The following is a 13,391-nucleotide window of genomic DNA, read 5'->3' on the forward strand; positions in this document are numbered from 1 at the left end:
ACCTGTAACGAAACGGACCATCGGGACGACAGTGCCGGTGGACAGCTACGGCGTCACGGCGACGTGCCCGACAGCAGGTCCGACACAGCCTTGACGAGCACGAATATCGACGAGCACGGAAACGGAGTCGGCGCCATGGCAACGGATCAGGGACGGTCATCAGGTCTGGGACTGGACGTCGGCTCGAGCACCTCGACGGCGGTCGCCGTGGACGGTCCGGGACACCTCGGTGACGTCGTCACCGTCGTGCGGTCCACCGCACTGTCGGTCACGCCCGACCGTGAACCCGCCCTGGCCGCGCCGGGCACCGTCGACACCACGGCCCTGACCGGCTTCGCCGGCCGCGTCGGCGATCCGGTCGCGCTGGTCACCGAGGACGGACGCAGCTACACCGGCGACGAGCTCTACGCGACGACGCTGGACTGCCTCGTCCGGGAGGCACGCACGGCCGGCGCCGACGACGACGCCGCGATCGTGGTGACCTACCCGACGTCGTGGCCCGAGTACACGGTGGATCGGCTTCGCAACGCGGCTGCCCGCCACGGCCTCACCGACGTCACCTTCGTTCCCGACGCTCTCGCCGCGACGGCATGGATGCAGCAGTCGCCGGACGCGGTGGCGGACGGCGTCGTGCTGGTCGCGGACCTGGGTGCGAGCGCCCTGACCGTGTCGGTCGTGCGCACGGGTGCCGATTCGGCGATCCTCGGACGCGCTGCGCGCAGCGAGGACGTCAGCGGCGCCCACATCGACCAGGTCGTGTTGGCGCACGTGCTCGACAACGTCGACTCCTCGTCGCTCGATCCCTTCGATTCCGCGACGGTCGAGGCCCTCACGACCCTGCGCACGCACTGTGCGACGGCCAAGGAAGCACTGTCCTCCGACACCGAGACGGTCGTGCCGGTGCACCTGCCCGGCATCGACACCGACGTGCGACTGGTGCGGTCGGAGATCGAGGAATTACTGCGCGAGACGTTCGACGACGTCACCCGGGTACTCGGCGAGGCGCTGCGCACCGCGGGTGTCGACGGCGACGCGGTGGACCGTGTGCTGCTGGTCGGCGGCGGCGCGTCGATCCCCATGCTCACCGAGACCGTGTCCTCCGCGCTGCGCAAGCCGGTGACCGTCGGCGAACAGCCCGCGGCCACCGCCGCGACCGGAGCCGCACTGCTCGCCGCCGACATCGCTTCTGCCGGGGCAGAACTGAACCGCCCGGGCGCAGCGGCACTCGCTGCCGTCGCCGCCGGTTCCACCGTCGACGACGACGAGACCGACCTGCTCCCTCCGGTCACCGAGCGCCCCGCCTCGGCCCGAACCTCCACGCCCGCACCGGTGTCGCGCTCGGCACACGCCAAGGACGCCCCGTCGCGCGGTAAGCGCACCGCCGTCATCGGTGGCGTCGCCGCTGCCGTGATCCTGCTGGCCGCGGGTGGCCTCTCCGTCGGCACCGGCCTCGTCGGCGGATCGTCGGAGAACACCGGCCCCTCCACCAGCAGCGCGGTGGCCCCGGCCGCCGCGGACGGTTCCGTGAGCGCCACCCCGACCACCGCCGCCGCCGGCGTCGATCCCGTGACTGGGCAGCCGCGCACCACCGGAGCCGCCGGAGCGCCGACCAGCGGCGCCGCAGCAGCACCGGGGGCTGCGGTTCCCGGCGCGACCGCGCCCGGCTCGACCGGATCGGCCGCGGTACCGGGCGCCACCGCGCCGAACGCTGCTGTGCCGAACGCACCGGCGCCGCAGTTCACCGCTCCGAGCGTCCCGACGGCCCAGGTGCCCCAGGCTCCGGCCTACACAGCACCCTCGCTGCCGCAGTACACACCGCCGAACGTCATCGGCGGCGTCACGGACGGCCTCGGCGGTGTCGTCGGAGGCGTGGGTGACACCTTGGGCGGTGTCGGCGCAGGTCTGGGCGGTGCAGTCGGAACGCTGACGAGTCCCCTCGGACTGTGACTTCGCCCGACGAGCGATCGGCCCTCGACGCTCTGCTGTCCGCGCACGATCACACCGCCCTCGTGGTGGTGACGCTCGCGTCGGTCGGTGTGGCCCCGGATCCGTATCTCGTCGCCGATGTCGCCGACGTCCCGATGCCCGCCGCCGCCGCCGCCGTGGAGCGCACCCGGGGCTGCGGGGTCCTGTCCGACGAGGGCCTGCTGTCGGACTCCGCGCGCGGTGCCCTGCGCGTGGTGATGGGCGAGCACGGAATGCTCGGCGTGCTGCGTCGCCTGGCACGGGTGCACCTCGACAGTGGCGGTCTCGGTGGTGATCTCGCGGTCTCGCTCGCGGATGCGGGTCTGCGCGATCCCGATCTCGCACAGCACCTGGTCGGATTGGCCTCCGCCGCAGACCGTCTCGCCGCACGACGACTCTGGGACGCGGCCTCCGCGGCGGGTGCGCAGGGCACCGACATCTCCGTGCCCTACGCCGACGCCCTGCTCGCGAGCGGAGATCTCGACACTGCGGCGCTCACGGTGGACGCGGTGCTGTCCGCCGAGGCGCCGTCACCCGACGGAGTACGCGGAGCCGTTCGCGTCGCGTCCACGGTCGCACTGATGCGCGGCACCGCGTCACACGCCGCCGACCTCTACCGGTGGCTCGGGCCGGACCGCATCGGACCGGATGCGGCGTACGCGGTGACGACGCTTCTCGCCGTGGGAGACGCCGACTGCGCCGCGACGTTCGTCCGCGCGCACGGCGGCCTCCGCCCCGTCCCGCCCACGTCGGCGAACGCCCGCTCGACGCTGGTGGCCCGCGGGCTACTCGACTCGCTGACCGAACCCGCCACTGTGGCAACGGGTTCGCTGCTGCGCGCCGCCTCGATGGCCGACACCGCGGTGGGCGCCCGGGCCGAGCCGGACCATCCCGCGGTGATCGCGGCACTGATCGCTCTGCACACCGGTGACCCCGCCACCGCCCGAGCGGTGCTGACCGAGACCATCGCCGCGGATCCGGGATGCGCGGTGTCCACGCGGTGCCGTCTGCTGCTCGCCTGGTCGGCCCTCGTGGCCGGCGACACGGGTGTCGATCCCACCTCGGGCGTCGACCCTGCCACGCTCCCCCAACGGGACGCCCTGTCCTACTTCGCACTTCGCGTCGCCACCGCCCGCCGACGCGGAGACACCGGTGCCCTCATGTCCGCGTGGCAGGAGGCCCGGCGCACCGTCGCGGAGGCCGAGCCCGATCTCTTCTCCCTCATCCCGCTCGGTGAACTGTGGCTCGCCGCAGTGCGCCTCGGGGACACGGCACGCATTGCGCATTCCGTCTCCGCGGCCACCGCACTGGTCGCCTCGCTCGGCGAACCACCGACCTGGGCGGCCACGTGGCACTGGTACGGCGTCCAGGCCGCGATCCTCGGCGGCGCCCCGGCCGACCTGCTTCCCCACGCTCGTGCGCTCGGCTCGTTCGCCGACCGCAGTCCCCACGCCGCAGCACTCGCCTCCGCAGGCAAGGCATGGCTCCGCGTCCTGCAGGGCGAGCCCGACGTCGCCGAGGTCGAGACGTCCGCTCGCACCCTGGAGAAGTTCGGGCACGCCTGGGACGCGGCACGGCTCGCCAGTGACGCCGCCCTGCGCGTCGCCGACACCCGCGACGCCACCGCCCTGCTGCAGATCGCCCGCGACATCGGTGCCGTCGCGGCGACGGCCGAGCCCACCGAGCCCGGTTCCGCGTCGCTGGGGGCGCTGACCGAGCGTGAGGCGGAGGTGGCGCATCATCTCGTACTGGGCCTGACGTACCGCGAGATCGGCGCCCAGATGTACATCTCGGCCAAGACGGTCGAGCACCACGTCGCGCGGATCCGTCGACGTCTGGGAGCGCAGTCGCGCTCGCAGATGCTGTCGATGCTCCGCGCGGCCGGCTACGCACAGGACAAGGAACGACGGGTACACGCATGAACACCGGGCACGACGCCGCACCGATCACCCGAGCCACCGGGATCCACATCACCGATCTGACGTCGACGGCCGTCGTGGTGTCGACGACCTCGGGTGAACTGGTCCGCGTGCCGGTGACGGCCGAGACGGTTCTCTATCTCCTGCCCGACGGCACGACGACCCTGCACCGGCCCGACGCGCTGACGGCGGACATCGACGTCGTCGATCGCTTCATGGCTCGCGTCGGTGACCCGTCCGGCGTGGTCTCGTCCCGCGGTGTGCCCATGCGCGCCGAGGACCTCGTCGCGACCATGATGTTTTTGCTACTCAGCGAGACCGTCGACGCCGGCGAGGACGTCCGCGCCCTCACCGCCGGCGCTGCCCATCCCGCCGACTGGTCACCCGAGCGCATCGCCGCGCTGCGGGACGCGCTCGACTTCGTCGGACTCACCGCGCTGACGCTGCATCCCGAGTCGGCCGATCCCCACGCCACCCTCGGCGCGTCGGAGGAACGGCTGGCCGCCGCCGCGGCCGCCGCACGTGCCGCCGCCGGGCTCGCGCCGACGACGGGGGCACCGCTGCTCGCGACCGCTGCCGCCTCGACAGCCACCGACAGCGGTGCATCGAGGTCGACACCGCGCGGCCCCCTCGCCCTCCTCGTGGCGGCCGCAGTCGCGACCCTGCTGATCGTGGGCGGCGGTATCGCCTACCTCGCGTCCGATCGGACGGTCAGCACCGCGGTTCCGGCCGTCGAGGACGCCGCCGGTGTCACAGCGCGGCCGACGACGACTCGTCCCGCCCCGTCCACCAGCATCGGCTTCCCGACCGTCGTCCCCGGCGCACCCGCGCCCGTCGAGGCCACACGTGCACCTGCTCGGATCTCCACGACGGTGCCCCCGCGCGCACCGGACCCCGAGCCGGCACCCGCGCCCGCTCCTGCCCCGGCACCCGAACCGGAACCTGAGCCCGTGCCCAGCGACCCGCCCGTCGTCGAGGAGCCAGTCGACCCCGCGGAGGGAACGGACCCGGACCCCGACGTTCCGGATACTCCGGACACTCCTGCCGAGCCCGAGTCACCCGCGCCGTCAGCCGGCACCACGCCGGTCGGCTAGATCCCTGCTGTGCAGGGGCGGAGCTCAACCGGTACCCCATGACCGTGACGACCGGTACGGTGATCGGACGGGTGCTCGCGGTCGACGTGGCACCGTGTCCGCAACTCGCCGAGGGGGTCGAGTCCGAATGAGCGCGCGCAGCCAGGGGCTCGACGGCCCCCGGGTCGACAAGACGATCCACCTCGTCATGGCGTTGACCGACGCCGAGACGGCCGTGTCGGTCGACATCGACGGTGGTACCGAGCTGTTCGAGTGCCCGACGGCGGTGGGCCTGGACTCCGATGGACGCGTCCGCCTCGACGACTCCGACCAGGGAGTTCGCGGATTTCTGTACGCGGTGGGAGACCCCCGCGGACTCGGTCTGGCCGACGGCCGCGTGGTGCGCGCCGAGGACCTCGTCGCCGGATTCGTCCACGCTCTGACGGGCATGCTGTCGGAGCTCTACTCTCTGCCCGCCGACGCGCGATGCATGCTGCTCCACCCTGCAGGACTGTCCGCCGACTCGATCGCCGCACTACGGGACGCCCTCGACTACGTCGGTCTGCAGGACTGCTCGCTGGCTCCCGCGATGTCGGAGAACCCGGCGGTGGCCGTGCGCGCCGCACCCTCGCATCGGTCGTCGCCGGCCACTTCGGCGGCCTCGGACAAGGCATTTGCGGCGATGGTGTCGGACTCGGCCACCGGCAGGACGCGCCGCAGTCGGGCTCACAGGAGAACACCCACGCGCGCAGCCGTCTCGGTCGCCGCGGTGGCGCTCGCGTTCCTCGCCGTCGGCGGCGCCGTGGGCACCCACGACCTCGACTCCAGCTCGGTCGCGCCCCTGAACTCGCAGCAGGCCATCACGCCCGCCGCTCCCGTCGTGACGTCGTCGTTGGGCAGCACCACGACGTCCGCCGCGCCGCTGCCCGTCCAGGAGCAGGCACCGGCTCCGGTGCAGGAGGCCCCGGCTCCGGAGATCGACACGCCCGACCCCGTCGTGCCGCCCGCACCGCCTGCCGCCGCGGTGGAACCGAGCACCGGTCTCGGGCTCCCGACGGACCGGTTCCCGTTCGCGCCACCGGACATCGACTTTCCCGATTTCCCGTCGTTCCCCGAGGTGACCGTGCCGACGCCGCCGACCGTGGCGAGCAGTACACCCGCACCCACGACCACGTCGACCGCTCCCACGACCACGTCCACGGCGCCGTCCGTCGCGATTCCACGGCTCGGCCCGATGCTGTCTGTGAACCGTCCCTGACGCTCGTCGGGCGCCGGAAACGCTCAGGATGATGCCCTATGCTCGTGCGCTGGCATCGGTACCTCTGCAAACCATGTGCGGACCCGACGGGCCACGGACTGTCACCACTGCGAAGGGAACTTCTTGCGTAACTCGGCGGCCACAGCGGCCACGGGCCAGAGTCACTCCGAGTCGAGCGGCGCATCTCGCAGCGCACGGGTGATGGGGGTGGTGGGCGCGTCGCTGCTGACGCTGAGCCTCGGCACCGCCACTGCCGGCGCAGCACCCGCGTCGGCGGCTCCCGAGCAGCTGTCCGCGGATCGCCTCCCGTCCGAGTTGGTCGACGCCGTGCAGCGCGATCTGCACATGTCGCCGCAGGAGTACCTCGACCGCGCTGCCGAGGCGCAGAAGCTTCGTACCTACGCCGACGACTTCCGTCAGCAGCGCCCGGCGGACTTCGCGGGTGCCTGGATCGGCGACGACGGCGTTCCCGTCGTCGCGGTCACCACCTCGGAGGCCGCGAGCCAGGTGGCGCAGGACGGCTACCGCAGCCGCCAGTCGCCCGTGTCGGCGGACACGCTCGAGCAGTCCCTCGACGACTTCGGTCGCTGGGTGTCGGGTCTGCCCCGCGAGGTCTCGTCACAGATCAATTCGGCGGCTGTCGACGTGCTCGGCGGACGGGTGATCGTCGACATCTCCAACAGTCCGATCGGGCGCGCACTGAATCTGCCGACCGCCATCGCCAACCTCCAGGTGCAGCTGTCCCCACCCGCTCCCGGTCCGACGCCTCCGCCTGCCGTGATGGGCGGCGACGACTACGTGACGTCCGCCGGCGACATCACCACCGCGCCGCTCGAGGACATCGAGATCTGCTCGTTCGGGTTCAGCGCCACCGACAGGGCCGGCACGCCGGTCAGTCTGTCTGCGGGACACTGCGATCCGGGCAACTCCGCCTCGGTGTACCTGCCGAATCGCGACGACATCCGCGCCAGTACTCCCGTCGGCGACTTCACCACCTCGAGTGTCGGCGGCAGCGACGGACTCGACTACTCCGTCATCGCGCTGAACGACGCCGGCGTGGCCGCCGGGCTCGACCAGCCCACCGTGCGGGGAGCCAACGGCACCGCCCTCACGATCACCGGAACGGCCTCGCCCGTCATCGGCGCTCCGGTGTGCAAGTCCGGTCAGGCGTCGTCCTTCACGTGTGGTCTCGTCGCTGCGGACCGCGTCGAGACGCAGCTCTTCCTGGGTGACGGCGACAGCCGCACGGTGCGTGGATTCGCCAGTACCGCCTGCACTCTCGCGGGTGACAGCGGCGGCGCCATCGTCACAGGGACACTCGCGCTGGGCATCACCAGCGGATCCAACAGCGGCGCCGCTCCGAGCTGCGGCGAGGCCAACCTGGCGCTGGCTCAGTACGGCGGAACCGCCAGCCTGGGCATCCCCGTCGACGCCGTCACCGCGGCCACCGGAACGACCGTCCGCACGTCGTGAGATAGCACAACGTTCGGTCTCCTTGGTGCGGTAATGTCACCCGTCGAGGCAGGGTGCCTCCGCACCTCGATCGTGCGTCGTCGACACACGGAAGGCCCGACATGGGATACCTCCAGCTCGCTCTCACCGTCTTCGGATACATCATCGGGATCGTCACGAACGCCGGCGCCTTCGGAAGCTGACCTCCCTTCACCACACTGTCGCGGCCCCGTCGTCTTCGGACGACGGGGCCGCTGCCGTGAGTATCGAGGAATCAAAAAGACACGGGCACATCACTTTTCGGATTCCGTCACGTAACGCACTTTGGCCACAGTGGTATCCTGGGACACGCGCAGTCCACTCCGTCACCAACGTCGGTGACGTCCGAGTGTCGACCGTTCCGTTCATCCCACGAGGAGGTGTACCGCTGTGCTGCGCTGCGTTCGATACCCGATGACCTTCGGCCGTTCCCCGAAGGAGGTATCGCTGTGACCGACATCGCCGATTCGTCACTCCCCCGCGAGACTCAGTCCCCGGCCGCGATCTACACGGCGGCGAAGATGTCGTCTGCTCGGGCGGCCCTGAGTTCCGTTGCCCGCGATCCCCGACTTGCCGACGCTTCCGTGCTGTTGGGCGCGCTGTCGGTGGTGGCCTTCTGGAGCTTCGGCTTCGGCGTTCTGCTGGGCATCGCCGCGCTCGTCGCCGGCGTCCTGGCCACCCGCGTTTCCGATGCCGATCGCGCAGACACCGTCATCGGACTGCTCACCGGAGCCGTCGGTGTGATCGCGGGTGGCATCTTCCTCGCCGCCGCCGTTCCCTGGCTCTGAACCACTCCGCCTGAAACGAGAAGGCCGCCACCCGATGGGTGGCGGCCTTCTTTCATGCTTTGGGTCCTACTGCGCGAACTTCGAGGTTCCCGGAGCAGCGTTGTAGGTGTTCAGCAGATCGATACCGGCGACGACCAGGGTCGGCCCACCCGCGACGATCGTGCCGATGAAGCCGCCGGCAGCGCCGGCAATCGGGATTGTGATCACGGAGCCCGCGCCCAGCAACGGCAAACCGAGGACCGCACCGGCAACTGCACCGATGACAGTGCCGGTCAGACCGCCGATGGAGGTGGCGAGTCCGAGCTGCGAGGCGAAGGACTGCTCGGCAGCAGTGTTCTCGGCAGGCGATGCAGCATTCTGCTCGAGCGAAGCCGGAGCCAGGCCCATGGGAGCTGCAAGGTTCGGGATCAGGGTGACGGTGCGGCCCTCGTCGGTGTACTCGACACCGTAGGGGAACTCGACACCGTTGAGGTTGAACGACAGCGGCAGGCTGACGACCCTGTTGCCCTCGTTGTCCTCGAGCACGACCGACTTGCCGTCGTCTGACGCGCGGAAGAGACCGGCGTCGACGGTGGTGATGACCTTGCCGCCCTCGACGCGCGATGCCCAGTTCAGCTCGGAGTTCTCCGCGGGAGCACTCTCGGTGGTCGTCGCGGAGGGGGTGGTGGTGGCCGGCTGCGCGTACGCAGTACCGGTGGCCACGCCCAGGGAGGCGATCGCGATCGCAGAGGTTGCGACGAGTCGACGCAGTTTCATCTAGATGTTCCGTTCGTTCAGGTTCGTGGTGTCGGACCCCGACACGAGCACTGTAGCGGTTGACAGGGACACAACCGAATATCAGGTCCGTTTTCAGCACTCGATCCGGGAATTGTCCGTGTGAACAGCCACGATGTGACCTCATTCACGGACGAGGTGGCTCGTGAAGGGTAACAAAATGGTCGCGATGAGGGGCGGCTTCCTCGGCGGCCCCAAGTTACCCACGAGGCAAGTTAGGAATACCTGTGCGGGAGGCCTGTCGCTGTGCCGTAATACGGTAGGGCTCATCGCGTGTGCGGGACGGACCAGCCCTCCGTCCGACCTGCGGTGATGTCGACCGAAATGCTAAGTTACCGATCGGTAGAACCCTGGTGGTTACCGGCTGGTAACTTCGAGTGGGACAGATGCATCCGGGCTGACCGTCGGACCGCCCCCTGTGGCCGGCCGGAAGCGTAGGGCGACGGAATGGCCGTCGCCGAAGAAAGGCAGCGTCATGAATGCCCTGACGATCACCCTCGGCACCGTCGGTGCCCTGCTCAGCATCGTGTGTTGGGCCTACTTCTTCCGCGGTGCCGCGATGATGGTGCGATCCATCGCGCTGGGACAGCCGGACAGGACACGTCTGCGACCGTTCGTTCCGCGGTTCAAGCAGATGTGCATCGAGTTCGCTGCGCACACCCGGATGAACAAGTTCCGCTCCGTCGGCTGGGCGCACTGGTTGGTGATGGTCGGCTTCATGCTCGGCGCCATCCTGTGGTTCGAGGCCTACGGGCAGACGTTCAATCCCGAGTTCCACTGGCCACTCATCGGTGACCTCGCGATCTACCACCTGATGGACGAGATCCTGGGCCTGGGCACCGTCATCGGCATCGTGACGCTGATGATCATCCGGCAGCGGAACCACCCTCGCTCCCCCGAGCGCCTCTCCCGCTTCTCCGGCTCCAACTTCCGTGCCGCCTACTTCGTCGAGTTCGTGGTGCTGCTCGAGGGCCTCGGCATGATCTTCGTGAAGGCCGGCAAGATCGCCACCTACGGACACGCCAACCCGTGGACCGACTTCTTCACCATGAACCTGGCCAAGCTGCTCCCCGCGAGCGCGGTCCTGGTCTCGATCTTCGCCTTCGTCAAGCTCATGTCCGGCATGGTCTGGCTGCTGATCGTCGGCCGCAACATCACGTGGGGTGTCGCATGGCACCGGTTCAGCGCGTTCTTCAACATCTACTTCAAGCGTGAGGACGACGGCGGAGTCGCGCTCGGCGCGGCCAAGCCGATGATGTCCGGCGGCAAGGTCCTCGAGATGGAGGAGGCCGACCCCGACGTCGACGCGTTCGGTGCCGGCAAGATCGAGGACTTCACCTGGAAGGGCTGGCTCGACTTCACCACGTGCACCGAGTGCGGCCGCTGCCAGTCGCAGTGCCCGGCGTGGAACACGGGGAAGCCGCTCTCACCCAAGCTGCTCATCACTTCGCTCCGCGACCACGGCAACGCCAAGGCGCCGTACCTGCTCGCCGGTGGCCGCAAGGACATGGCGGGCGACGAGATCGGCCTGGTCGACGCGGACGGCAAGCCGGACGAGGCCAAGCTCGCGAAGATCCCGCAGGCCGCCCGTGACGAGGCCGAGCGCCCGTTGGTCGGCGAGACCACCCTCGACGGCGGTCTCGGCGGAATCATCGATCCCGAGGTGCTGTGGAGCTGCACCAACTGCGGCGCCTGCGTCGAGCAGTGCCCCGTCGACATCGAGCACGTCGACCACATTCTCGACATGCGTCGCTACCAGGTGCTCATCGAGTCGGAGTTCCCCTCCGAGCTCGCCGGCCTGTTCAAGAACCTGGAGAACAAGGGCAACCCCTGGGGCCAGAACGCCAAGGACCGCACCAACTGGATCTCGGAGCTCGACTTCGACGTGCCGGTCTTCGGCCAGGACGCCGACAGCTTCGAGGACTTCGAGTACCTCTTCTGGGTCGGCTGCGCCGGCGCCTACGAGGACCGCGCGAAGAAGACCACCAAGGCCGTCGCGGAACTGCTCGCCACCGCCGGCGTGAAGTTCATGGTGCTCGGCGCCGAGGAGACCTGCACCGGTGACTCCGCTCGCCGCGCGGGCAACGAGTTCCTGTTCCAGCAGCTCGCGATGCAGAACATCGAGACCCTGAACTCCGTGTTCGAGGGTGTCGACGAGAGCCGTCGCAAGATCGTCGTCACGTGCGCGCACTGCTTCAACGCACTCGGCAACGAGTACCCGCAGGTGGGCGGCAAGTACGAGGTCGTCCACCACACTCAGCTGCTCAACCGCCTCGTGCGGGCCAAGAAGCTGGTGCCGGTGGCGTCGGTGCAAGAGGACGTCACGTACCACGACCCGTGCTTCCTGGGACGCCACAACAAGGTGTACGACGCACCGCGCGAGCTCATGGCGGCGTCGGGTTCCACGCTCAAGGAGATGCCGCGTCACGGCGAGCGCTCCATGTGCTGCGGCGCCGGTGGTGCTCGCATGTGGATGGAAGAGAAGATCGGCAAGCGGATCAACATCGACCGCGTCGACGAAGCGCTCGACACCCTGGGTGGCAGCACCACCGCGACGCAGAAGATCGCGACCGGCTGCCCCTTCTGCCGCGTCATGCTCAACGACGGTGTCACCGCACGCCAGGAGGCCGGTGGCAACGACAACGTCGAGGTCATCGACGTCTCGCAGATGCTCCTCAGCTCGATCACGCGCCTGGACTCCGCACAGCTCGGCGAGAACATCAAGGTGGTGCCGCGGGCCAAGCCCGTGGTCGTCCCTGCCGAGGAGCCCGTCGACACCCCCAAGGCCGAGTCCGTCGCCACCGAGGACGTCGCCGCCGAGGAGGAGAAGGGTCGCGTCGAGGAGATCGAGACGGCTGCTGCGGGTGGCGATCCCGCTGCCCCCGCGCCCGGCAAGGGTCTGAAGATGAAGGGCCTGGCCAAGGCTCCGGGCGCCAAGGCACCCGGTGCGAAGGCTCCGGCCGAGCCCGCCGAGTCGCCCAACGCCGACGGTGACGACGCAGCCGACGCGTCCAAGCCGAAGGGCCTCGGCATGGCCGGCAAGGCGAAGGCACCGGGCGGCAAGGGGCTGCAGCTCAAGGGTCGTCCTCCGGGCGCGAAGGCGCCGGGATCTGCCGCAGCTGCTCCGGCCGAGAAGCCGGAACCGACCGACGCTCCCGCCGAGACGGCCAGTGAGGCATCCGAGTCGTTGCCGACGGTCAAGCCCAAGGGTCTCGCCGTGAAGTCCGGGTTCAAGAAGCCCGGCGCCAAGGCACCGGGGTCAGCGGCTCCTGCTTCCGAGGCTCCCGCTTCCGAGGCTTCCGCCGAAGCACCGTCCGAGGCTTCTGCCGATGCACCGGCACAGGCGTCGGAGTCGATGCCGACCGTCAAGGCCAAGGGTCTCGCCGTGAAGTCCGGGTTCAAGAAGCCCGGCGCCAAGGCACCGGGTTCCGCAGCAGCACCGGCGGCTGAGGCACCGGCGGAGGCTTCTGCACCCGCCGAGGCTTCTGCTGAGGCACCCCCCGAGGCTCCCGCCGAGGCACCGGCCCAGGCGTCGGAGTCCATGCCGACCGTCAAGGCCAAGGGTCTCGCCGTGAAGTCCGGGTTCAAGAAGCCCGGCGCCAAGGCACCGGGTTCGGCGGCACCCGCCGCAGCGCCCGAGCCGGCGGCACCTGCCGAGTCGGAGGCACCGGAGTCGTCGGCACCCGCAGAGCAGGCACCCGAGGAGACGGCCGCTCCTACGCCGGAGTCGAACGGTGCTGCCGAGTCGAACGGTGCCGCCGAGTCGAACGGTGCCGCGGAACCCGCAGACACCCCGGCGCCGCCGCAGCCGAAGGCCGGTGGGCTCGGGTTCAAGTCGGGAGCGAAGGCGCCGGGCAAGAGGTCCTGACCGAACACCCTCTGCACCAACCGAGCACCCCCTTCAGCACGCTGGAGGGGGTGCTCGCTTTATGACAGGGGTGTGTACACACCCTGGCGCTGGCCAACGCGTGCGGCGACCAGCAACCAGCGACCAGCGACCAAGCCTCCTTACCGAACACCTCCTGCACCAACCGAACACCGCCTCCAGCACTCCGCAGCAGGTGTTCGCCTGACGTAGGCCGTGTGCGCTCGCTCATCCACAGGGTGCGCGCTGTCCACAGCG

Annotated in this window: 8 protein-coding genes; 7 read left to right on the top strand and 1 reads right to left on the bottom strand. The window is 69.9% G+C overall.

Annotation, left to right across the window (positions count from 1 at the left end; translation table 11 throughout):
- Positions 1 to 135 precede the first annotated feature (135 nt).
- From QE397_RS16750 to QE397_RS16775, 6 genes are all read left to right on the top strand, one after another.
- The gene (locus tag QE397_RS16750) at positions 136 to 1,947 is read left to right on the top strand and encodes an Hsp70 family protein (RefSeq protein WP_307096140.1); all 1,812 of its coding nucleotides are present in this window, start codon (positions 136 to 138) and stop codon (positions 1,945 to 1,947) included.
- Positions 1,944 to 3,887 (top strand): LuxR C-terminal-related transcriptional regulator, encoded by a 1,944-nt coding sequence (locus tag QE397_RS16755; protein WP_307096143.1) that lies wholly within the window; start codon positions 1,944 to 1,946, stop codon positions 3,885 to 3,887. Before QE397_RS16750 ends, QE397_RS16755 begins: the two co-directional genes overlap by 4 nt.
- Positions 3,884 to 4,978, top strand: coding sequence for a hypothetical protein (locus QE397_RS16760; RefSeq protein ID WP_307096146.1), 1,095 nt, complete (start codon positions 3,884 to 3,886; stop codon positions 4,976 to 4,978). Before QE397_RS16755 ends, QE397_RS16760 begins: the two co-directional genes overlap by 4 nt.
- 127 nt (positions 4,979 to 5,105) lie before the next feature.
- The gene (locus QE397_RS16765; RefSeq protein ID WP_307096148.1) at positions 5,106 to 6,215 is read left to right on the top strand and encodes a hypothetical protein; all 1,110 of its coding nucleotides are present in this window, start codon (positions 5,106 to 5,108) and stop codon (positions 6,213 to 6,215) included.
- Positions 6,216 to 6,416: 201 nt separating this feature from the next.
- A complete protein-coding gene (locus QE397_RS16770; RefSeq protein WP_307097609.1) occupies positions 6,417 to 7,688 on the top strand; it encodes a S1 family peptidase in 1,272 nt (423 codons plus the stop codon).
- Between the two features lie 467 nt (positions 7,689 to 8,155).
- Positions 8,156 to 8,494 (top strand): hypothetical protein, encoded by a 339-nt coding sequence (locus QE397_RS16775; RefSeq protein WP_307096149.1) that lies wholly within the window; start codon positions 8,156 to 8,158, stop codon positions 8,492 to 8,494.
- A gap of 66 nt (positions 8,495 to 8,560) precedes the next feature.
- Here the strand turns inward: QE397_RS16775 and QE397_RS16780 are convergent, their stop codons facing one another.
- Entirely contained in the window at positions 8,561 to 9,250 is a 690-nt protein-coding gene (locus QE397_RS16780; RefSeq protein ID WP_307096151.1) for an ammonium transporter, read from the bottom strand.
- Positions 9,251 to 9,743: 493 nt separating this feature from the next.
- Between QE397_RS16780 and QE397_RS16785 the strand changes: the two genes are divergently transcribed.
- The gene (locus tag QE397_RS16785) at positions 9,744 to 13,136 is read left to right on the top strand and encodes a (Fe-S)-binding protein (RefSeq protein ID WP_307096153.1); all 3,393 of its coding nucleotides are present in this window, start codon (positions 9,744 to 9,746) and stop codon (positions 13,134 to 13,136) included.
- Positions 13,137 to 13,391: the final 255 nt, after the last annotated feature.

This window comes from Rhodococcus sp. SORGH_AS_0301 (genome assembly GCF_030818285.1).
Lineage (GTDB): Bacteria > Actinomycetota > Actinomycetes > Mycobacteriales > Mycobacteriaceae > Rhodococcoides.

Bases quoted from the DNA above. Each gene is read 5' to 3' on its own strand.
- QE397_RS16765 (WP_307096148.1), top strand. From the start codon at position 5,106: ATGAGCGCGCGCAGCCAGGGGCTCGACGGCCCCCGGGTCGACAAGACG.
- QE397_RS16770 (WP_307097609.1), top strand. From the start codon at position 6,417: ATGGGGGTGGTGGGCGCGTCGCTGCTGACGCTGAGCCTCGGCACCGCC.
- QE397_RS16760 (WP_307096146.1), top strand. From the start codon at position 3,884: ATGAACACCGGGCACGACGCCGCACCGATCACCCGAGCCACCGGGATC.
- QE397_RS16750 (WP_307096140.1), top strand. From the start codon at position 136: ATGGCAACGGATCAGGGACGGTCATCAGGTCTGGGACTGGACGTCGGC.
- QE397_RS16780 (WP_307096151.1), bottom strand. From the start codon at position 9,250: ATGAAACTGCGTCGACTCGTCGCAACCTCTGCGATCGCGATCGCCTCC.
- QE397_RS16785 (WP_307096153.1), top strand. From the start codon at position 9,744: ATGAATGCCCTGACGATCACCCTCGGCACCGTCGGTGCCCTGCTCAGC.